Origin of the sequence: Leifsonia sp. Root227 (genome assembly GCF_001428745.1) — a bacterium.
Lineage (GTDB): Bacteria > Actinomycetota > Actinomycetes > Actinomycetales > Microbacteriaceae > Leifsonia.
The window spans coordinates 917,929-938,191 of sequence record NZ_LMIO01000002.1 but is presented as its reverse complement, the minus strand read 5'-3'; the positions used below and the strand labels follow the sequence as shown (position 1 = coordinate 938,191).

Genomic DNA, 20,263 nt, shown 5'->3' with positions numbered 1-20,263 from the left:
TCTTGGGGGACACCTTTCGAGCGGAGGACAAGGCTGATGAGCACCGACACCGAGCAGCAGGAAGTGCTGATCGTGACCGGGATGTCGGGAGCGGGGAGGTCCACGGTCGCGAACGCACTCGAAGACCTCGACTGGTACGTGGTCGACAACCTTCCTCCCCAGATGCTTCGCCCCCTGATCGAGCTCGCGAATCGCGCAGAGTCCGGGCTTCCGCGCATCGCCGCCGTGGTGGATGTGCGGGGCCGGAACTTCTTCGTCGACCTGCGCGACCTCATCCAGAGCCTGCGCGAGGGCACCAAGGTGCGCGTGCTGTTCCTGGAGGCGACGGACGCCGTGCTGGTGCGCCGGTTCGAGCAGGTGCGCAGGCCGCACCCGCTGCAGGGCGACGGCACGATCCTCGACGGCATCACCGCGGAGCGCACCAGGCTGCGGGAGATCCGCGAGGCGAGCGACATCATCGTCGACACCTCGGATCTGAACATCCACCAGCTCGCCACCAACATCACGGAGACGTTCGCGGCGGAGAACACCGCAGGCGTCCAGGTCACGCTGATGAGCTTCGGCTTCAAATACGGCCTCCCCGCGGACGCCGACCTGGTGACGGACGCCCGCTTCCTGCCCAATCCGTTCTGGAACCCGGAGCTGCGCCCGTTCACCGGCCTCGACGCCGTGGTGCGCGACTTCGTCCTGGAGCAGCGGGGAGCGCAGGAGTTCATCGACGCATACGTGTCCGCACTGCGCCCGATCCTGGACGGCTACCAGCGCGAGAACAAAAGGCACGCCACGATCGCGGTAGGCTGCACCGGGGGAAAACACCGGTCCGTGGCGATTGCGGAAGAGCTCGCCGCCCGGTTGAAAGAGATCCCAGGGCTCGCGGTGAACACAAAACACCGCGACCTCGGCCGTGAATGAAGCCGGCCACACCCTCCACGGCCCCACGACAGGCCGTTCGACAGAAAAGGAACACGATTGGCTCTCACCGCCGACGTCAAAGACGAACTCACGAAGGTCGAGGTCAGTAAGACCACCGTCCGGGCAGCCGAACTCGCGACCATCCTGCGGTTCTCCGGTGGGCTGCACTTGATCAGCGGCCGCATCGCCGTCGAGAGCGAGCTGGACACGCCAGAGCTGGCCCGCAGGGTCAGGAAAGACCTGGCAGAGCTCTACGGCGTTCGCAGCGAGGTCTCCGTGATCTCTGCCTCCGGCCTCCGCCGCACCAGCCAGTACCTGGTCCGCGTGCTCGACGGCGGGGAGACGCTCGCCCGTCAGACCGGCCTGCTGGATGCGCGCCGCCGGCCGATCCGCGGCCTCCCGAACCGCCTCACCACTGGTTCCCGCGACGAGCTCGCCGCCGTCTGGCGCGGTGCGTTCCTCGCCCACGGCTCGCTCACCGACCCCGGCCGTTCCGCCGCCCTGGAGATCACCTGCCCCGGCAACGAGTCGGCGATGGCCCTCGTCGGCGCCGCAGGCCGCCTCGGCGTGGCCGCGAAGGCGCGCGAGGTGCGCGGAGTGCACCGCGTCGTGATCCGCGACGGCGACGCCATCAGCGCGATGCTCGTCCACATGGGCGCTGCCAAGACCGTCGAGAACTGGGAGCAGCTGCGCCAGCGCCGCGAGGTGCGCGCGACGGCGAACCGTCTCGTGAACTTCGATGACGCCAACCTGCGCCGCTCCGCCCAGGCCGCTGTCGCCGCCTGCGCCCGCGTCGAGCGCGCGATGGAGATCCTGGGCGACGACGTTCCTGACCACCTGCGCTACGCCGGTGAGCTTCGCCTGAACTTCCGCGACTCGAGCCTCGACGAGCTCGGCCACCACGCCGACCCGCCGATGACGAAGGACGCTGTCGCCGGCCGCATCCGCCGGCTGCTCGCCATGGCGGACAAGAAGGCCGTCGACCTCGGCATCCCCGGCACGGAGGCCAACCTGCCGTCGGACCTCGACGAGGTATAGCCCCTCACCCTGGGGAAGCAACCGGTGGCCAAGACCGTTGCGCTCAGTAGACTGGAAACGTCGCTCGAAGCCCGGCGCGAACCGATCGCGCCGGGAACCACATGAGGAGATGAGTAATGGCTGACTACACGCTCGCAGACCTTCCATACGATTACTCGGCGCTTGAGCCGAACATCAGTGGTCGGATCATGGAGCTGCACCACGACAAGCACCACAAGGCGTATGTCGACGGTGCGAACACCGCCATCGCCAAGCTGGCAGAGGCGCGCGACGCCGATGACCTCGGCAACGTCAACAAGCTCCAGAAAGACCTCGCGTTCAACCTCGCGGGTCACGTCAACCACACGGTGTTCTGGAACAACCTGTCGCCGGACGGCGGCGACAAGCCCACCGGCGAGCTCGCGGCCGCGATCGACGAGTTCTTCGGATCGTTCGACAAGTTCCGTGCGCACTTCACCGCATCCGCCCTCGGCATCCAGGGCTCGGGCTGGTCGATCCTGGCCTGGGACTCGCTCGGGCAGAAGCTCATCATCGAGCAGCTCTACGACCACCAGGGCAACCTCGCGGCGGCCACGGTTCCGCTGCTCCTCCTCGACATGTGGGAGCACGCGTTCTACCTGGACTACGTGAATGTGAAGGCGGATTACGTCAAGGCATTCTGGAACATCACCAACTGGGGCGACGTTCAGGAGCGCTTCACCAGGGCGCGCGAGAAGACCTCCGGCCTGCTGCTACTGTCATAGCGGGAACGGTGTCCCGGATGGTTCGCCGCCCGGGACACCGCCGTCCGCCCCATACCCACAACACCGCGCCGTCGGGCGCCCATCAAGTAACTGGAGACATCTGTGTCCGTAAAGATCGGAATCAACGGGTTCGGTCGCATTGGTCGTAACTTCTTCCGTGCCGCTCTGGCCAAGGGCAGCGACCTCGAGATCGTCGCCGTCAACGACCTGACCGACAACAAGGCGCTCGCGCACCTGCTCAAGTACGACTCGATCACCGGTCGTCTGGATGCGACGGTCGAGCTCGACGGCGACAACATCATCGTCAACGGCAAGGCCATCAAGGTCCTCGAAGAGCGCGACCCCGCCAACCTCCCGTGGGGCGAGCTGGGCGTCGACATCGTCATCGAGTCCACCGGCCGCTTCACCAAGTCGGAGGATGCGCGCAAGCACATCGCCGGCGGCGCCAAGAAGGTCATCGTCTCCGCTCCCGCCACCGGCGACGACGTGGCCACGATCGTCCTCGGCGTCAACGAGGAGACATACGACAGCGCCGTGAGCGACATCCTGTCGAACGCCTCCTGCACCACCAACTGCCTCGCACCGCTCGCGAAGGTCCTGCTCGACAACTTCGGCATCGAGCGCGGTCTCATGACCACGGTCCACGCATACACGGCGGACCAGAACCTGCAGGACGGCCCGCACAGCGACCTCCGTCGCGCCCGTGCAGCCGCCGCCAACATCATCCCGACCTCCACCGGAGCCGCCAAGGCTCTCGGCCTGGTCATCCCCGAGCTCGTCGGCAAGCTGGACGGCTACGCGCTCCGCGTCCCGGTCATCACCGGCTCGATCACCGACCTCACGGTCGAGGTCGCCAACCCGGTCACGGTCGAGCAGGTCAACGCGGCGTACAAGGCTGCTGCCGAAGGCCCGCTCAAGGGCATCCTCAAGTACACCGAGGACCCGATCGTCTCCACCGACATCGTCAGCGACCCGCACTCGTCGATCTTCGACGCCGGCCTGACCAAGGTCATCGGCGGCACGCAGGTCAAGGTCGCGTCCTGGTACGACAACGAGTGGGGTTACTCCAACCGTCTCGTCGACCTGACCGAGTACGTGGCCGAGCGCCTCTAACGACAGGGAACCGACGTGACGCTCCGCACACTTGATTCACTCGGTTCGCTCGCCGGCAAGGTGGTCATCGTCCGCTGTGATCTGAACGTCCCTCTGAAGGACGGCCAGATCACGGACGATGGCCGCGTGCGAGCGTCGATTCCCACCCTGAACGCCCTGATCAATCAGGGCGCGAAGGTGGTCGTCATCTCCCACCTGGGACGCCCGGAGGGCGCCCCGGACGCGAAGTACAGCCTGGCGCCGGTTGCCCAGCGGCTCTCGGAGCTGCTGGGCAAGCCGGTGACCTTCGCCAAGGACACCGTCGGCTCCGGCGCCCAGGACGCGGTCGCCGGGCTGCAGGACGGCGACGTCGCGCTGCTGGAGAACCTCCGCTTCAACCCCGGCGAAACCAGCAAGGACGAGGCCGAGCGCGAGGCATTCGCCGCGAAGCTCGCCGCGTTCGGCGACGCCTTCGTCTCCGACGGCTTCGGCGTCGTGCACCGCAAGCAGGCAAGCGTCTACGAGCTGGCGAAGGCCATCCCGAGCGCTGCCGGACAGCTGATCGCCACCGAACTGGATGTGCTCGACCGCCTCACGGAGAACCCCGAGCGGCCGTACGTCGTCGTCCTCGGCGGCTCGAAGGTGTCCGACAAGCTCGGCGTCATCGGCCACCTGCTTCCGCGGGTCGACTCGCTGCTCATCGGCGGCGGGATGCTCTTCACCTTCCTCGCGGCACTCGGCCACCCCGTCGGCTCCAGCCTGCTGGAGGCCGACCAGATCGACACCGTCAAGGGCTACCTCGCGAAGGCGAAGGAGCTGGGCGTCGAGATCGTGCTCCCGCGCGACGTCGTGGTGGCGTCGAAGTTCGGTGCCGATGCGGAGCACGTCGTGCGTCCCGTCGACGGCATCGAGAACACCGACTGGGGCTCCGCAGGACTCGGGCTCGACATCGGCCCGGAGACGGGCACGCTGTTCGGCGAGTACATCCGCGGTGCACGCACCGTGTTCTGGAACGGCCCGATGGGCGTGTTCGAACTCGCACCGTTCGCCGCAGGCACCAAGGCTGTCGCGCAGGCGCTCACCGAGATCGACGGCCTCGGGGTCGTCGGCGGGGGCGACTCCGCCGCCGCCGTGCGCGCTCTCGGTTTCTCAGACGACCAGTTCGGTCACATTTCTACGGGTGGCGGTGCGAGCCTCGAGTTCCTCGAGGGCAAGCACCTGCCGGGACTGGAGGTCCTCGGATGGCAGCAGTGAGCTCATCGGTGCGGCGCACGCCGCTCATCGCAGGCAACTGGAAGATGAACCTCGATCACCTGCAGGCGATCGCGTTCGTCCAGAAGCTCGCGTGGAGCCTCAAGGACGCGAACCACGACTTCGCCAGTGTCGAGGTCGCGGTGTTCCCGCCGTTCACCGACCTGCGCAGCGTGCAGACCCTGGTGTCGGCCGACAAGCTCCCGCTCGCCTTCGGCGGGCAGGACGTCTCGGAGCACGAGTCCGGCGCGTACACGGGTGAGATCTCCGCGACCTTCCTCGCGCAGCTCGAGTGCCGCTATGTGATCATCGGTCACTCGGAGCGGCGCACGCTGCACGGAGAGACGGACGAGCAGGTCGCCGGCAAGGTCGCTGCGGCGCTGTCGCACAACCTGTCGCCGATCATCTGCGTCGGCGAGACGGCGGAGGACCTCGAGGTCCACGGCGCGAGCGCCGTGCCCGTCGCCCAGCTGCGCGCCGCTCTGGCGAACGTCTCCTCTGCCGCCGACCTGGTGGTGGCGTACGAGCCCGTCTGGGCGATCGGCTCCGGCCAGGCCGCGACGCCCGAGCAGGCCGAGCAGGTCTGTGCCGCATTGCGCGCCGTGCTGGTCGAGGTGCTCGGCGAGGACGTCGCTGCGAAGACACGCATCCTCTACGGCGGCTCGGTGAAGTCCGGCAACATCGCGAGTTTCATGCGCGAGCCGAACGTCGACGGAGCCCTCGTCGGAGGCGCGAGCCTCGATGTCGCCGAGTTCGCGAGCATCGTGCGATACCAGAAGCACGTCGGACTCTGACCCCACCGGTTATACTGGTCGTTGGTCTTCCCGGGCGCTGAGTCCGGGTGCTTTGCGAAAGGTACGTCGTGCAAATTCTCCAGGTCGTCCTGCAGGTCCTGCTGGGTATCACCAGCCTCCTGCTGACGCTGCTCATCCTCCTGCACAAGGGGCGCGGTGGTGGTCTCTCCGACATGTTCGGCGGAGGCGTCACCTCCAACCTCGGCGCATCCGGTGTCGCCGAGCGCAACCTGAACCGCATCACCGTGGTTCTCGGGCTCGTCTGGATCATCTGCATCGTCGTGCTCGGACTCATCACCAAGTTCGATTCCGGCGCGTAGGCGCCCTAGTTCACCACGAGGAGCAGCATGGCATCCGGAGGAAGTGCAATTCGGGGTTCGCGCGTCGGCGCGGGCCCGATGGGGGAGCAGGATCGTGGATTCCACGCTGAGCGCATCACCATCTCTTACTGGGACGCCCTCGGGAATGAGACGGTCCGCCACTTCGCGGCCAACCTCCCCGAGGAAGAGATCCCCGATGTGATCGACTCGCCGTCGTCGGGCCTGCCCGCCGGCCGCGACAAGGAGAACCCGCCGTCGGTCACCAAGCTCGAGCCGTACAAGACGCACCTGGCCTATGTGAAGGAACGTCGCACGGAGGAGGAAGCCGAGCAGCTCCTCGAGGACGCGCTCAACCAGCTCCGTGCTCGTCGCGGCAAGCTGAGCCCCACCAACTAGCGCAGTACAGCACAAAGCCCCCGCCAGTCTCAGACTGGTGGGGGCTTCGTCGTTGGCGCGCGCGGCGTCAGCTCAGTAGCTGGGCGCGATCAGGTTCTCCGGCACGTCGACGGCCGCATCCTTGTCGACGAAGAACACCGTGCGCTTGCGGCCCTTGGCCCCGGCGACCGGGACCTCGGTGTAGCTGGCGCCCGCGAGGGCGAGACCGAGGGCGCTGGCCTTGTCGCTTCCGGCGAGCACCAGCCAGATGCGGTCGGACGCGTTGAGCACCGGACGCGTCAGACTGAGGCGGGCCGGCGGCGGCTTGGGGGAGTCGCGCTCGGCGATCACCGTGGCCTCGGTCTCCCGGATACCGGCACGGTCCGGGAACAGCGACGCGATGTGGCCGTCCGGCCCGACACCGAGGAAGGTGATGTCGAACCGGGGAGCGCGGGCGCCCTCGGGCGCGAACGCCTCCAGCTCGGCGGCGTACACCGCGGCGGCCTCGTCGATGTCGGGGATCTCATCCGACGCGGGGAACGCGTGGATGTTCTCCGGCGGCACAGCGATGTGGTCGAGCAGCGCCTCGCGGGCCTGGGTCTCGTTCCTGTCTTCGCTGGCCTTCTCGACGAATCGCTCGTCGCCCCACCAGAAGTGGACCTTCGACCAGTCGACGCTGTCACGGGCGGGGGACTCGTTGATCGCCTCCAGCACGGCGATGCCGACGGAGCCTCCGGTCAGCGCGATGTTCGCCTCGTCGAGTTCGTCGAGGATGTCGACGGTCTTGGTGAGGAATCGAGCTGCAACCGATCCGGTGAGCGCCTGCTTGTCGGGGTGGACGAGCACCCGTCGTTCGTTGGTCATGCTTTCGCGCCCGCTCCCTTGTCGGCGGTCTCGAGCTGGTCGAGGCCTTTGGTGATCACCTCACCGTACAGATCATCAGGGTCCAGCCTACGCAATTCCTCGGCGAGGCAGTCGCGGAGGCTGCGCCGCGGAAGCGAGAGGTCGTGCGTCGGCTGGTTCGGCTGCGACAGCCTTGCCACGTTCGGGATCTCGCGTTCGAGTTCGATGACGCCGGATGCGCGCTCCATGCGGACACCGTGGATGCCGCTGGAACCGGTCGCACGCGAGGTCAGGTCGTACTGCACGGGCACCTGCAGCTGCAGGGCAAGCCAGGACGCGAGCAGCATGGTCGACGGGGAGTCCGCCGCCCCTGCGACCTCGACGGCGGTGATCGGCTCGTACGGCGGCTGGTCGAGCACGGCGGCGAGCTGCGCGCGCCACAGGGTGAGCCTGGTCCAGGCGAAGTCCGTGTCGCCGGGGGCGTACGTCTTCGCCAGGTGACGAAGTGCCTCCTGCGGGTCCGGCTGCGCGGATGCGTCCGTGATGCGGCGGGTAGCGATGCGGCCGAGCGGCGACTTCGAGACGACGGACGGAGCGATCCCCGGCCACCAGACGACGACGGGCGCGTCGGGGAGCAGGAGCCCGGTGACCAGGCCCTCCTCGTCGCTCGCGGTCTCTCCGTACGCGCGGAGCACGATGACCTCGCTGGCCCCGGCGTCGCCGCCGACGCGGATCTGCGCATCGAGCCGGCCATCGCCGTTGGAGGTGCGCTCCTCTTCGGTGGAGACGACGATCACGCGCATCGGGTGCTCGCGAGAGGCGTCGTTGGCGGCCTCGATGGCCTCCTCCTCCTGGCCGAGGTGGGTCGCGATCACCAGGGTGAGGACGCGGCCGAGGGCGACGGCGCCACCCTCCTCGCGGATCTTGACGAGCGCCTTCGAGATGTTGCTCGTCGTGGTGTCGGGCAGATCGACGATCATGGACGCCTCCAAACGCGGCCGTCGCGGGCGAGAAGCTCGTCCGCGGAGCTCGGGCCCCAGGTGCCGGGACGGTACTGCTCCGGCTGGCCCTGGGTCGCCCAGAATTCTTCGATCGGGTCGAGGATCTTCCAGGAGAGCTCGACCTCCTCATGACGGGGGAAGAGCGGCGGGTCGCCGAGCAGCACATCCAGGATGAGCCGCTCGTACGCCTCGGGGCTCGCCTCGGTGAAGGCGTGGCCGTAGCCGAAGTCCATCGACACGTCGCGCACCTGCATCCCGGCGCCGGGCACCTTGGAGCCGAAGCGGATGGTGACACCCTCGTCCGGCTGCACGCGGATGACGAGTGCGTTCTGGCCGAGGGCAGAGGTCTGGCTCTCCGCGAACAGCTGCTGCGGGGCACGCTTGAAGACCACGGCGATCTCCGTCACGCGGCGACCGAGACGCTTGCCTGCGCGCAGGTAGAACGGCACGCCGGCCCAGCGGCGGGTGCCGATGTCGAGCTTGATGGCCGCGTACGTCTCCGTGGTGGACTCGGGGTTCATCCCGTCCTCCTGGAGGAAGCCGACGACCTTCTCGCCGCCCTGCCACCCGCTGGAGTACTGACCGCGTGCGGTGGAGGTGTTCAGGTCCTTCGGCAAACGCACCGCCTTGAGCACCTTCTCCTTCTCAGCGCGGAGGTCGGCCGCGTCGAAGGAGATGGGCTCCTCCATCGCGGTCAGCGCCAGCAGCTGCAGCAGGTGGTTCTGGATGACGTCGCGAGCGGCACCGATCCCGTCGTAGTAGCCTGCACGGCCCCCGACGCCGATGTCCTCCGCCATCGTGATCTGCACGTGGTCGACGTAGTTCGCGTTCCAGATCGGCTCGTACAACTCGTTGGCGAAGCGCAGAGCAAGGATGTTCTGCACCGTCTCCTTGCCGAGGTAGTGGTCGATGCGGAAGACGGAGTCGGCGGGGAACACCGACTCGACGACCTTGTTCAGCTCGCGCGCTGTCTTCAGGTCGCTGCCGAACGGCTTCTCGATGACGACGCGGCGCCAGCCCGTCTCGGACTGGTCGGCGAGCCCCGACCGGCGAAGCTGCTCGGTGACGAGCGGGAACGCCTTGGGCGGGATCGACAGGTAGAACGCGTGGTTGCCCATCGTTCCGCGTTCCTTGTCGAGTTCTTCGACCGTCTCTTTGAGACGCTCGAAGGCCGCGTCGTCATCGAACTCGCCTGGCACGAACCGGATGCCCTGGGCCAGCTGCTTCCAGACATCGTCTTCGAACGGCGTGCGAGCGTACTGCTTCACCGCGTCGTAGACGACCTTCTCGAAGTCCTGGTCCTCCCAGTCACGCCGGGCGAACCCGACGAGGGAGAAGCCGGGAGGAAGCAGGCCTCGGTTGGCGAGGTCGTAGACAGCGGGCATCAGCTTCTTGCGCGACAGATCGCCTGTCACGCCGAAGATGATGAGGCTGCTCGGGCCGGCGATGCGATTCAGTCGGCGATCGGAGGGCAACCGCAGGGGATTGAACTCCGGGGTGATTTCCACCGGGGACATTGAGCTCCTAGGTCAGGAAGGTTTCGCTGTTAGTTGACGGCCTCGAACAGCGAGACGATGCTCGCCTCGGGGTTCGTCAGGTTCAGGGTGAGGACGGGACGGCCGTGCTCACCGAGCACGCTCGCGTCGCCTGCCGCCTGCGCCTGGATGAGCTGGCCGAAGGTGAACGGACGGTCGGGGATCTCCAGGTCCTCCGGCGCTGCCGCAGTGATCTGGAGGAACACGCCGACGGCGGGGCCGCCCTTGTGGAACTGACCTGTCGAGTGCAGGAAGCGCGGTCCCCAGCCGAACGTCACTGGGCGCTTGGACTTGGCGGCGAGGAGGTCGCGCATCCCGGCGAGCTGCGGGTATGCGAGACGGTCGACGTACGCCTGGATGGAGACGTAGCCGTCCGGTCCGAGCTGGGCGAGGAGGGCATCCACCGCGGCGTCGAGCGTTGCCGCGCCGCCCAGGAAGTCTCCCGTGGTGCGCACCTCGACGCCGTTCGCGACGAACGCGGGAGTCGCGGGCTCCGGACGGTTGTCGAGCAGCGAGCGAGCGGCGACCTTCGCGGCCTCCACGTCCGGCTGGTCGAACGGGTTGATCCCGAGCAGGCGGCCGGCGACGGCCGTGGCGTACTCCCACACAATGAGCTGTGCGCCGAGGCTGCCGGAGACGAGGATCTCGCCGTCGTGGCGGTTGGCGGGGAACAGGTGGTGAGCCTCCGCGTTGTCGACGAGACGCACGATCTGCAGGTCGGGGAGGTTCTCGCCCACCTCGGGGGAGAGCGGGTCCAGGACGACGGGGAGGAGGCCGGTGCCTTCCTTGCCGGTCGACTCGGCGATCAGCTGCTCCGCCCAGTCGGCGAAGCCGACGATGTGCGTTCCGTCCGCGATGATGCCGAGCTTGTCCTTGAGCGGGCTGGTGCCCGCGATGGCGGCGCCGAGCACGAGTCCGGGGTTCTCGTCGTTGTCGACGGCGAGCTCGATCAGCGTCGCCTCCGCCTCGTCGAGCAGCTCGCCGATGTTCACCCCGGCGAGCCCGGACGGCACGAGGCCGAACGCGGTCAGCGCCGAGTAGCGTCCGCCCACGTTGGGGTCGGCGTTGAACACGCGGTATCCCGCCTCGCGGGCCGACGCGTCGAGCGGCGAACCGGGGTCGGTGACGACCACGATGCGCTCTGCTGGGTCGATGCCGGCGTCGCGGAACCACTTCTCGTAGATGCGGCGCTGGCTGTCGGTCTCGAGCGTCGAACCCGACTTGCTCGAGATGACGACCGCGGTCTCCGCGAGACGGTCGCGCAGGGCGGAGAGCACCTGGCCAGGGTCGGTGGAGTCGAGCACGGTCAGCTCGGCCTCCGCCGTCTTGGTGATGACCTCCGGAGCGAGCGACGATCCGCCCATGCCGCCGAGCACGATGTGGTCGACGCCCTTGGCGTGCAGTTCCTCGCGCAGAGCCGTGATCTCGTCGACGAGCGGACGGGAGATCGCGACGGCCTCGGTCCAGCCGAGGCGCTTGGACGCCTCAGCCTCGGCCGCAGGACCCCAGAGGGCGGGGTCCTGGGCGGTGATCCCGGAGGCGACGCGGTCGGCGACCAGCTGCGGAACGACGGCCTTGACGGCCGCGGCGGTGGAGCCGGTGACGTGGATGCGGAACGTCACTTCGCCGCCTCCAGCGCTGCGGTCACGGTGTCCAGCAGTTCGTTCCAGGACACGATGAACTTCTCGACGCCCTCCTTCTCGAGGAGTTCGGTGACGTCGTCGTACGAGATGCCGAGCGCGGCGAGCTTGTCGAGGACCGACTGTGCGTCCGCGTAGTTGCCCGTGACGGTGTCGCCGGTGATGACGCCGTGGTCGAAGGTCGCGTCGAGCGTCTTCTCCGGCATCGTGTTGACGGTGTTCGGCGCGACGAGCTCGGTCACGTAGAGCGTGTCAGGCAGGCTCGGGTCCTTGACGCCGGTGGACGCCCAGAGTGGGCGCTGCTCGTTGGCGCCGGCGGCGACGAGTTCCTTGGCACGGTCGGTGGCGAACGCCTCCTCGTACACCTGGTATGCGAGGCGCGCGTTCGCAACGCCTGCCTTGCTCTTGAGCGCGAGCGCCTCGTCGGTGCCGATGGCGGTCAGACGCTTGTCGATCTCGGTGTCGACGCGCGACACGAAGAACGAGGCGACCGACTGGATGCCGGACAGGTCGATTCCGGCGGCCTTGGCCTTCTCCAGTCCGGCGAGGTACGCCTCGATGACGCCGCGGTAGCGCTCCAGGCTGAAGATCAGGGTGACGTTGACGCTGATGCCGGCGCCGATCACCTCGGTGATCGCCGCGAGGCCCTCGACCGTCGCGGGGATCTTGATGAGCACGTTGGGCTTGTCGACCTTGGCCGCGAGCTTCTTGGCCTGCTCGATGGTGCCTGCTGCGTCGTGCGCGAGGCCGGGCTCGACCTCGATCGAGACGCGGCCGTCCGTGCCCTCCGTCTGCTCATAGAGCTCGTGGAAGATGTCGCTCGCCGCTGCCACGTCGTCCGTGGTGATCTCGAAGACCGCGTCGGTGACGTTCGTTCCTGCTGCGGCGAGGGCGCGCACCTGCGCGTCGTACGCCTCTCCGTTGGAGAGCGCCGTGGCGAAGATCGTCGGGTTCGTGGTCACGCCGACCACGTTCTTCTCCGCGATGAGCTTCTGCAGACCGCCGGTGGCGATGCGCTCACGCGACAGGTCGTCGAGCCAGATGCTGACGCCGGCTGCGGAGAGCTGTGCGGTGGGGGTGGAGTCTGTCATTTTTCTTCTATCTCCTCTTGTCTCGCGCTCAGAGCGACGCGAGCGATTCCTTGGCTGCGGCGACGGCGTGCTCGGTGGTCATGCCGAACTCGCGGAACAGGGTCTTGTAGTCGGCCGACGCACCGAAGTGCTCGATCGACACGCTGCGGCCGTGGTCGCCGACGTACTTCCTCCAGCTCAGCGCCAGACCGGCCTCGATCGAGACGCGGGCCTTGACGGCGGAGGGGAGCACGGCTTCCTTGTACTCGTCGCTCTGCTCTTCGAACCATTCGAGGCTCGGTGCGGAGACGACGCGGGCGTTGATGCCTTCGCCCTTGAGGACCTCGCGGGCCTCAACAGCGATCTGGAGCTCGGAGCCCGTGGCGATCAGCAGGATGTCCGGCGTGCCGTTCGGCGCCTCTGCGAGCACGTACGCGCCCTTCGAGACGTTCGCAGCAGACGCGAAGGTGTCACCCGTCGCCTCGCCGTCCCCACGCTCGAACACCGGGATGTTCTGGCGGGTGAGTGCGATACCGGCCGGGCCGTTGCGACGCTCCAGGATGGTCTTCCAGGCGTACGCGACCTCGTTCGCGTCGCCGGGGCGGACGACGTCGAGCTGCGGGATGGCGCGGAGGGTCGAGAGCTGCTCGATCGGCTGGTGCGTCGGGCCGTCCTCGCCGAGCGCGACGGAGTCGTGCGTCCAGACGAAGATCGACGGCGCCTTCATCAGCGCGGCCAGGCGAACGGCGGGGCGCATGTAGTCGCTGAAGATCAGGAACGTGCCGCCGAACGGACGCGTCGGTCCGTGCAGGACGATGCCGTTCAGGATCGCGGCCATGGCGTGCTCGCGGATGCCGAAGTGCAGCACGCGGCCGTACGGGTTGCCCGTCCACTCGTGCGTCGAGTGCTCGGACGGCACGAACGACGCTGCGCCCTCGATGGTGGTGTTGTTCGACTCTGCCAGGTCGGCCGAGCCGCCCCACAGCTCGGGGATGACGGCGCCGAGGGCGTTGAGCACCTTGCCGCTCGCCGCGCGGGTGGAGACGTCCTTGCCTGCCTCGAAGACGGGGAGTGCCTCTTCGATGCCCTCCGGCAGCTCGCCGGTGAGGAGGCGGTCGAGGAGCTGCTTGCGCTCCGGGTTGGCCGCTGCCCAGGCGTCGAAGCCCTTCTGCCATTCCGCGCGCTGCTCTGCGCCGCGCTCGACGGCCTTGCGGGTGTGCTCGATGACCTCGGGGGCGACGTCGAAGTTCTTGTCGGGGTCGAAGCCGAGGACCTCCTTGACGGCGCGCAGCTCGTCTGCGCCGAGAGCGGAGCCGTGGATCTTGCCCGTGTTCTGCTTCTTCGGGGCCGGCCAGCCGATGATCGTCTTCAGGATGATCAGCGACGGCTTGTCCGTGACGCCCTTGGCGGCCTCGATGGCGGCGTGCAGCTCCTGCACGTCCTCCTCGTAGACGCCCGTCTTCTTCCAGTCGACGACCTGGACGTGCCAGTGGTACGCCTCATAGCGTGCCTTCACGTCCTCGGTGAACGCGATGTTGGTGTCGTCCTCGATGGAGATCTGGTTGCTGTCGTAGATCGCGATGAGGTTGCCGAGATGCTGGTGGCCGGCGAGCGAGGACGCCTCGCTGCTCACACCCTCCTGCAGGTCGCCGTCGCCGGCGATCACGTAGACGAAGTGGTCGAACGGGCTGGTGCCCGGCTCGGCGTCCGGATCGAACAGACCGCGCTCGAAGCGGCTGGCGTATGCGAAGCCCACCGACGAGGAGATGCCCTGGCCGAGCGGGCCAGTGGTGATCTCGACGCCATCCGTGTGGCCGTACTCCGGGTGACCGGGCGTGAGCGAGCCCCACGTGCGGAGCTTCTCCAGGTCGTCGAGCTCCAGGCCGTATCCGCCGAAGTAGAGCTGGATGTACTGCGTCAGCGAGCTGTGGCCCGCCGAGAGGATGAAGCGGTCCCTGCCGAGCCAGTGCTGGTCGTGCGGATCGCGGCGCATCACCTTCTGGAAGAGGAGGTAGGCGGCTGGTGCGAGACTCATGGCGGTTCCGGGATGCCCGTTGCCCACCTTCTCGACTGCGTCCGCCGCGAGGACGCGAGCGGTGTCTACTGCCTTGTTGTCAATGGGATCCCATTGCAGAGCTGCCACGTGAAAACTGACCCTTCGTAGAAAATGGTGAGGGCCGTCATGGTCCCGCACCGGTTGAGGTAGTGCGCGCCGTGGACGTCATCGGCGCCGGATTCGCATCCGTTCGACTCCTACAAAAGGACACGGGGATCTGCGGGTTCCGGCTGGCGAGCATCTCCAAGTATAGGTAACACACACGAAACGTGGGGTGTTCCCTCGGCCGGTTGTGGATAAGCCGTGAGCGGAGTAGGCGGGGGAGGGCCGGGCGGCGGTATCGTAGAATCGCTTGGGGAATCGGTCTGATCGTTAGAGGAGCAATGGACGTCGCTGTAGAGAGCCGTGTCGAATCGGGCCGAATCGGCTTCAGCCGCAAGGTCAAGGCCTACTTCTCTCTGACGAAGCCGCGTGTCGTCGAGTTGCTTCTCGTTACGACCGTGCCGACGATGATCCTCGCGGCCAACGGCATCCCGAACCTGTGGCTGGTGCTCGCCACCGTGATCGGCGGATACATGTCCGCCGGCTCGGCAGGCGCGTTCAACTGCTACATCGATCGCGACATCGACCGCGTGATGAAGCGCACCAAGAACCGCCCGCTGGTCACCGGCGAGCTGACCGACCGCGAGGCGCTGGTCTTCGCGTACGCCCTCGGCGTCGCATCCGTGCTCGTGCTCGGCTTCTTCACCAACTGGCTCGCGGCAGGGCTCTCCCTCGTCGCGATCCTGCTCTACGTGGTCTTCTACACGCTGATCCTGAAGCGCCGCACCCCGCAGAACATCGTCTGGGGCGGCATCGCCGGATGCATGCCCGTGCTGATCGGCTGGGCGGCCGTCACCGGTTCGCTCGCCTGGCCGGCGTTCATCCTGTTCGGCGTCATCTTCCTCTGGACGCCCCCGCACTACTGGCCGCTGTCGATGAAGTACCGCGACGACTACAAGGAGGCAGGGGTTCCGATGCTCGCGGTCGTCCGCGGTCGCGCCGTCGTCGGCCTGCAGGTCATCCTGTACGCGTGGGCGATGGTCGCCTGCTCGCTGCTGCTCATCCCCGTCGCCCACATGGGGCTCGTCTACACCACGATCTCCGTGGTCGTCGGCGGCTGGTTCCTGTACGAGTCGCACCGCCTCTACAACCTGGCGATCCGCCACGCCGCGGTGTCGCCGATGCGCGTGTTCCACGGTTCCATCGCCTACCTGACGCTGATCTTCCTCGCCGTCGCGATCGACCCGCTGCTGCCGTTCTGACCATGACCGTGCTGCGCACAGAACGCCTGGTTCTGGATGCGCCGCGCGAGTCGGACATCGACGCCGTGTATGCGGCGTGCCAAGACCAGGTGATCCAGCAGTGGATCCCGTTGGCCTCTCCGTACACGCACGAGAACGCCGAGTTCTTCGTCCGCAGCTACGTGCCCCACGGCGCGGCGAGCGGGCGGTTCACGGTCTGGGCGTACCGCATCGGCGACGGCGGGCTGCTCGGTGTGATCGAGGTGCGCAAGGACGAGGCGGCCGGGTCCGCATCCGTCGGCTGCTGGCAGGTTCCGGATGCGCGGGGACACGGCTACATGCGCGAGGCGCTCTCCCGCGTGGTCGCGCACGCGCTCGACCCGGAGGGCATGGGGTTCTCCCGGTTGCGCTGGGAGTACCTGGTCGGCAACGAGCGGAGCAAACGGCTCGCGATGGACGTCGGCTTCGTCTTCGACCAGGCGAGCGCGCACACTGTCGACTTTCGTGGTGAGTCGCGGGGTGCGGTCGTCGGCGTCCTGGCCGGCCCAGCGGCCCCTGCGCCAGCACGGTCCGCTAGCTGACCCGGTCTCGAGGGTCGTCAGTCCGCGTCGAGTCGTTCTGCGAGAAAGCGCTCGCGCTGCTCGTCCTGCCCCCTGAGCATCGCGTCGTACTCGTCTTCCAGCTCGCCGATCCTGCGGCCCGTGTACGCGACATTCTCGCTGGCGGTATCCGTGACGCGACGGAGTTCCGCGCGGAAGCCAGGGTCGTCGACCACGCCCTTGTGAGCGCCCAGACCGTAGAGCTCCTCTGCGACCTGGTTGATTCGGGAGCGGTAGTGGCCGATGTACTGTTCGGCCGAATCTATTCGCATTCGTGCGGCACTGCGCTCCTGGTCGTGGGCGTCCTCCAGCTCCGAGAGCGATCGGTAGGTCACCATGCGATGCTGTTCACCCCCTGGGCGTAGTCGCTCTCAGACCTCAGTTCGCCGAGCCCGCGCTCCACGGTGTCTGCCACGGCGCCGGCGAGGACCGAATTGCCGAGATCAGCGCTGCCGATGGTGACTCCGATGCCCGTGCTCGCTGAAGCAACGACGGCGGACTCGCTGATCTTCACGGCGGCGTTGTTCGCGTGGACGATCGGCGGCATCAGGGCGTTCAGAAGCTGAACCGCTGCACCGTGGACCTGGGCTTCGATCCAGTCCTGGACGTCGTGGACGCCGGTCCGCATCTCACGGTCGATTCCGTCGAAGAGTTCCTGCACGAATTCTGCGGGATCCATGATGAGACTTCTCCTATCTGCCGAGTCCGAAAGTGACAGCCCACTGCGCATCCTGCTCCAGTGTGTGACGCACGGACTGGGCGATACCCTCACTGAGCTGGCCCACCCGTTCGATGTGGCGTTCGACCCGGGCACTGACGGCCCACACGGCGTCCTCATCGACGTTCTGGTGTACATGCAAGCGGTGCATCTCGATGCAGTGCTCGATGTCGTAGGCGGTGATCGTGGGCAGAACGGCGGCTGAGTTCTTAGCCTCCAGCAGGCCCTCCTCCATCCGGGGGATGATGCGGCCATTGGCCTGCTTGATCTCGGTAAGCGCGGTCGCGGTATTGCCGATGCTCGCCGCGAGGCTCAGCGCGGCGACCGAGTTGACTGCCACCATCGCCCCGGACGCGTTCGAGGCCAGCGACTTCATCGATGCCGGGTTCCTGGCGATGCCGGCGACCGCCAGCAGGGCGGGGGACAGGGCTGCGGACGCCCCGGGAAGGAGAGAATCGACGACGTTGGCGAGAATGTCGTCAAGGCGATGGCCTTTCGTCCCGGCGGCTGTGACCGACCCATCCGGCTCGAACGAGAAGGCGCCGCCCTTTCCGATGTTGTGATAATCCAACGCCGAGCGGCCACGCTCATCGGTCACGAAGTCGGCAGCGCCGGTCCGGTTGACGTACAGATTGCCGATGGGGTCCCACTCGTTCACGTAGTTGTGCAGCCGCAACCTGCCCGTCTTCTGATCGGCCTCCAGTCGCGTCTTCGCCTCGGAGGACAACCACTCCCACGGGTCTGGCCCGTTGAAGGTCGTCGCGCTCCAGTTGTTCTCCGCGGCCACCAGCAACGCGAGGAACCCACCGAGCGAATGCCCCGCAGCCTCGATAGACGAGTCGGGATGCGCCTTCTTCACCCGGTCTGCGAATCGCCGAGCATCCGCCACCTGACTCAGCGGGCCCTGCGTGCCCCCGACGACCGTCTCGACATCCTCCAACAGGTCAGCTCGGTGCTCCGGATTGGTGCCCGCGTACGACACGACGATCTGCGACAGGTCCGGCACGCCATCCACGACGGGCACGACAGCCATCGCCTGGAAGCCGTTCGCAGGGTGATCCTCGGTGTCGATCACTCGATAGGCCTGCGTGTGGTCACCGCTACCGGCATCGAACTCTTCGCCCACCGCCAGCGGAGGGTCGCGTTTCAGGCGGTCGACGTCGTATACCTCGCTTGCAAGATGCATGAATTGCTCGGCGGTCGTCACTCGAACACCTCCGACGTTCCGTCGCTGTAGACCACCGTCAGCGGGAGGTTCGGGGCAGGTGGCAGCGGTTCGGGAGGCCTGCCGGTGCCGCCCACGAACGCTGGACCTGTGTCCGGCCCGATGATCACGAAGTAGTCGTCGCCCGCGACTGTTGCGATCGCATTCGCTCGCCATGGCGCGCCGAGCCCCCCGCGGCTCCCATCTTGGGTGAACTTGATCTTTTCGACGTTCGGTTGGTACTCGTCGCGGAAGTAGAGCGCGGACGCTCGCTGCTGTTCCAACACAGGAGGGTCCGGTGTCATGAGGCGATCTCGTAGCAACGAGCACGCAGTCAGGCCAACGATCAGAGTGACGCCTAGCAGCGCCGAGCCCACCGCTCGTCGTGTTCTTCGCCTGTCTCCGCGCTTGCGCGACGTCGATCGGTGCACGTGAGTCCGCGACGAAGTGCTCGCGACTCGACCGCTGGAATGATGCATCGACATATTAGACGTGACCATACCAGAGCGAACGCTCCCGATCCGCCCCGAGCGGGCCCGACCGAGGGGCCGGGCGCAGCGCAGGGGAGAAATCGCCGAGCCGCGCATGCGGCGCTCGGCGTCGTGACTCAGCCGTCAGGCGACGGCAGCCCCGCGCTCCATTGACGCCGCGTCCGCCTGGCCGGCGGCGACCGGCGCCTTCAGTGACAGCACGACGGCGGTCATGGCTGCGGCGAGCATGGCAGCGAGCATCATGTGGATGCCGACCAGGATGCCGGGTAGCCCTGTGTTCGCCTGGATCAGGCCGACCGCGATCTGCAGGACCTCGACCGCGAGCAGGTACATCGTGTAGCGGTGCACGCGCGTGCCGCGGATGCGGAGGGACGCCACGACCAGCACGAGCGTCAGAGCGAACGTCACATAGGCGGGGATGGCGTGCACGTGCTGCAGGATCTCCGGGTTGAGATCGTTCCTGGGCGCGTTCGCGTCTCCGGCGTGCGGTCCCGAGCCCGTGGTCAGGATGCCCACGATGATCGTCACGGCGACGACGAAGCTGGTGATGTGCGCGACGACGGCGAACCACGCCGGCACGCCGCGCATCCGGGGCCCAGGGGTCGTGTAGAGGCGGAACAGGAACGTGGTGCAGAGCGCGACGAGCGCGATCGAGACCACGAAGTGCAGGCCGACGACGTACGGGTTCAGCTCGGTGAGCACGCTCAGGCCGCCGATGACCGCCTGGGCGGGGATGCCGAGTCCGGCGAGCAGGGTGAGCCAGAAGAGGTCCTTGCGCTCCTTGCGGAGGCGAAGAATGGCGACGAACGCCACGATCGCCACGATCCCGAGCAGAACGCCCAGCAGCCGGTTGCCGAACTCGATGACGCCGTGGATGCCCATCTCCGGCGTGTTCACCAGCGAATCGGCCGTGCACTTGGGCCAGGTGGGGCAGCCGAGACCGCTCGACGTGAGGCGGACGAGGCCGCCTGTGCCGACCAGAACGATCTGCCCGACGAGGTAGATCCACGCGATGACCTTCAGGCGAATGTCCACGCGGTCGGGCAGCCAGGCGATGATGCGCTTCATTCTGGGTCTGTTTTCCTTGCTTCTTGGTCGGATACTCGGGCAACGCGCAGGCGCGTCTCTACTATTACCGGTCCGCACCTGTAGAATTGGTGGGTTCGAGAAACGCGCCCGATGCGCGTGCCTGCAGCTTCTTGCAGCCGGGGCGACGAAGCCCGAGTCTCCGAACAGTTTAGGTACGCACACCAGCCACCCGCACAATCACGACGCTTGTGCAGGTCGTGTATTCGACC

21 protein-coding genes are annotated in these 20,263 nt (G+C 67.3%); 10 read left to right on the top strand and 11 right to left on the bottom strand.

What is annotated here, in order from left to right:
- Positions 1-36 precede the first annotated feature (36 nt).
- The 8 genes from rapZ (at position 37) to ASE16_RS09410 (ending at position 6,546) form a co-directional block, all read left to right on the top strand.
- Complete coding sequence (gene rapZ / locus ASE16_RS09445) at positions 37-912, top strand: RNase adapter RapZ (protein WP_055894028.1); 876 nt, start codon at positions 37-39, stop codon at positions 910-912.
- Between the two features lie 57 nt (positions 913-969).
- On the top strand, positions 970-1,950 hold the full coding sequence (gene whiA, locus ASE16_RS09440) for a DNA-binding protein WhiA (protein WP_055894025.1): 981 nt from the start codon (positions 970-972) through the stop codon (positions 1,948-1,950).
- Between the two features lie 116 nt (positions 1,951-2,066).
- Positions 2,067-2,693, top strand: coding sequence for a superoxide dismutase (locus ASE16_RS09435; protein WP_055894023.1), 627 nt, complete (start codon positions 2,067-2,069; stop codon positions 2,691-2,693).
- 102 nt (positions 2,694-2,795) lie between these two features.
- On the top strand, positions 2,796-3,806 hold the full coding sequence (gap, locus tag ASE16_RS09430) for a type I glyceraldehyde-3-phosphate dehydrogenase (protein WP_055894021.1): 1,011 nt from the start codon (positions 2,796-2,798) through the stop codon (positions 3,804-3,806).
- A gap of 15 nt (positions 3,807-3,821) precedes the next feature.
- The gene (locus ASE16_RS09425) at positions 3,822-5,039 is read left to right on the top strand and encodes a phosphoglycerate kinase (RefSeq protein ID WP_055894019.1); all 1,218 of its coding nucleotides are present in this window, start codon (positions 3,822-3,824) and stop codon (positions 5,037-5,039) included.
- Positions 5,027-5,830, top strand: a complete 804-nt coding sequence (gene tpiA / locus ASE16_RS09420) for a triose-phosphate isomerase (RefSeq protein WP_055894017.1) — start codon at positions 5,027-5,029, stop codon at positions 5,828-5,830. Before ASE16_RS09425 ends, tpiA begins: the two co-directional genes overlap by 13 nt.
- A 68-nt stretch (positions 5,831-5,898) precedes the next feature.
- Positions 5,899-6,150: a preprotein translocase subunit SecG gene (secG, locus tag ASE16_RS09415; protein WP_055894015.1), complete on the top strand. Its 252-nt coding sequence runs from the start codon at positions 5,899-5,901 to the stop codon at positions 6,148-6,150.
- A 27-nt stretch (positions 6,151-6,177) separates the two neighbouring features.
- Complete coding sequence (locus ASE16_RS09410; RefSeq protein WP_055894014.1) at positions 6,178-6,546, top strand: RNA polymerase-binding protein RbpA; 369 nt, start codon at positions 6,178-6,180, stop codon at positions 6,544-6,546.
- Between the two features lie 72 nt (positions 6,547-6,618).
- Here the strand turns inward: ASE16_RS09410 and pgl are convergent, their stop codons facing one another.
- Genes pgl through tkt form a run of 6 tightly spaced genes read right to left on the bottom strand, consistent with a single transcriptional unit; the run spans position 6,619 to position 14,757 of the window.
- Positions 6,619-7,389, bottom strand: a complete 771-nt coding sequence (pgl, locus tag ASE16_RS09405; RefSeq protein ID WP_055894012.1) for a 6-phosphogluconolactonase — start codon at positions 7,387-7,389, stop codon at positions 6,619-6,621.
- The gene (locus ASE16_RS09400; RefSeq protein ID WP_055894009.1) at positions 7,386-8,348 is read right to left on the bottom strand and encodes a glucose-6-phosphate dehydrogenase assembly protein OpcA; all 963 of its coding nucleotides are present in this window, start codon (positions 8,346-8,348) and stop codon (positions 7,386-7,388) included. The genes pgl and ASE16_RS09400 overlap by 4 nt, the downstream gene beginning before the upstream one ends.
- Positions 8,345-9,886 (bottom strand): glucose-6-phosphate dehydrogenase, encoded by a 1,542-nt coding sequence (gene zwf / locus ASE16_RS09395; RefSeq protein ID WP_055894007.1) that lies wholly within the window; start codon positions 9,884-9,886, stop codon positions 8,345-8,347. Before zwf ends, ASE16_RS09400 begins: the two co-directional genes overlap by 4 nt.
- 29 nt (positions 9,887-9,915) lie before the next feature.
- Positions 9,916-11,526 carry a hypothetical protein gene (locus tag ASE16_RS09390; RefSeq protein WP_055894004.1) on the bottom strand — a complete coding sequence of 537 codons (1,611 nt, stop codon included), beginning with the start codon at positions 11,524-11,526 and terminating at the stop codon, positions 9,916-9,918.
- On the bottom strand, positions 11,523-12,635 hold the full coding sequence (gene tal, locus ASE16_RS09385; protein WP_055894002.1) for a transaldolase: 1,113 nt from the start codon (positions 12,633-12,635) through the stop codon (positions 11,523-11,525). Before tal ends, ASE16_RS09390 begins: the two co-directional genes overlap by 4 nt.
- A gap of 28 nt (positions 12,636-12,663) precedes the next feature.
- On the bottom strand, positions 12,664-14,757 hold the full coding sequence (gene tkt, locus ASE16_RS09380; protein WP_055893999.1) for a transketolase: 2,094 nt from the start codon (positions 14,755-14,757) through the stop codon (positions 12,664-12,666).
- A gap of 296 nt (positions 14,758-15,053) precedes the next feature.
- Between tkt and ASE16_RS09375 the strand changes: the two genes are divergently transcribed.
- Both ASE16_RS09375 and ASE16_RS09370 read left to right on the top strand, forming a co-directional pair.
- Positions 15,054-15,974 (top strand): heme o synthase, encoded by a 921-nt coding sequence (locus tag ASE16_RS09375; RefSeq protein ID WP_055893997.1) that lies wholly within the window; start codon positions 15,054-15,056, stop codon positions 15,972-15,974.
- Between the two features lie 2 nt (positions 15,975-15,976).
- Positions 15,977-16,534 (top strand): GNAT family N-acetyltransferase, encoded by a 558-nt coding sequence (locus tag ASE16_RS09370; RefSeq protein ID WP_055893995.1) that lies wholly within the window; start codon positions 15,977-15,979, stop codon positions 16,532-16,534.
- A 17-nt stretch (positions 16,535-16,551) separates the two neighbouring features.
- Here ASE16_RS09370 and ASE16_RS09365 read toward each other — a convergent pair whose 3' ends face one another.
- The 5 genes from ASE16_RS09365 to ASE16_RS09345 form a co-directional block, all read right to left on the bottom strand.
- Complete coding sequence (locus tag ASE16_RS09365; protein ID WP_157480232.1) at positions 16,552-16,887, bottom strand: hypothetical protein; 336 nt, start codon at positions 16,885-16,887, stop codon at positions 16,552-16,554.
- Complete coding sequence (locus tag ASE16_RS09360; RefSeq protein WP_235500430.1) at positions 16,884-17,213, bottom strand: hypothetical protein; 330 nt, start codon at positions 17,211-17,213, stop codon at positions 16,884-16,886. Before ASE16_RS09360 ends, ASE16_RS09365 begins: the two co-directional genes overlap by 4 nt.
- 31 nt (positions 17,214-17,244) lie before the next feature.
- The gene (locus ASE16_RS09355; RefSeq protein ID WP_055893987.1) at positions 17,245-18,477 is read right to left on the bottom strand and encodes a hypothetical protein; all 1,233 of its coding nucleotides are present in this window, start codon (positions 18,475-18,477) and stop codon (positions 17,245-17,247) included.
- Positions 18,474-18,758 carry a hypothetical protein gene (locus ASE16_RS09350; protein ID WP_414843027.1) on the bottom strand — a complete coding sequence of 95 codons (285 nt, stop codon included), beginning with the start codon at positions 18,756-18,758 and terminating at the stop codon, positions 18,474-18,476. The genes ASE16_RS09355 and ASE16_RS09350 overlap by 4 nt, the downstream gene beginning before the upstream one ends.
- A gap of 330 nt (positions 18,759-19,088) precedes the next feature.
- Entirely contained in the window at positions 19,089-20,033 is a 945-nt protein-coding gene (locus tag ASE16_RS09345) for a COX15/CtaA family protein (protein ID WP_055893983.1), read from the bottom strand.
- Between the last annotated feature and the right edge of the window lie 230 nt (positions 20,034-20,263).

Bases quoted from the DNA above. Each gene is read 5' to 3' on its own strand.
- rapZ (WP_055894028.1), top strand. From the start codon at position 37: ATGAGCACCGACACCGAGCAGCAGGAAGTGCTGATCGTGACCGGGATG.
- ASE16_RS09435 (WP_055894023.1), top strand. From the start codon at position 2,067: ATGGCTGACTACACGCTCGCAGACCTTCCATACGATTACTCGGCGCTT.
- tpiA (WP_055894017.1), top strand. From the start codon at position 5,027: ATGGCAGCAGTGAGCTCATCGGTGCGGCGCACGCCGCTCATCGCAGGC.
- ASE16_RS09410 (WP_055894014.1), top strand. From the start codon at position 6,178: ATGGCATCCGGAGGAAGTGCAATTCGGGGTTCGCGCGTCGGCGCGGGC.
- pgl (WP_055894012.1), bottom strand. From the start codon at position 7,389: ATGACCAACGAACGACGGGTGCTCGTCCACCCCGACAAGCAGGCGCTC.
- ASE16_RS09400 (WP_055894009.1), bottom strand. From the start codon at position 8,348: ATGATCGTCGATCTGCCCGACACCACGACGAGCAACATCTCGAAGGCG.
- zwf (WP_055894007.1), bottom strand. From the start codon at position 9,886: ATGTCCCCGGTGGAAATCACCCCGGAGTTCAATCCCCTGCGGTTGCCC.
- tal (WP_055894002.1), bottom strand. From the start codon at position 12,635: ATGACAGACTCCACCCCCACCGCACAGCTCTCCGCAGCCGGCGTCAGC.
- ASE16_RS09375 (WP_055893997.1), top strand. From the start codon at position 15,054: ATGGACGTCGCTGTAGAGAGCCGTGTCGAATCGGGCCGAATCGGCTTC.
- ASE16_RS09370 (WP_055893995.1), top strand. From the start codon at position 15,977: ATGACCGTGCTGCGCACAGAACGCCTGGTTCTGGATGCGCCGCGCGAG.
- ASE16_RS09345 (WP_055893983.1), bottom strand. From the start codon at position 20,033: ATGAAGCGCATCATCGCCTGGCTGCCCGACCGCGTGGACATTCGCCTG.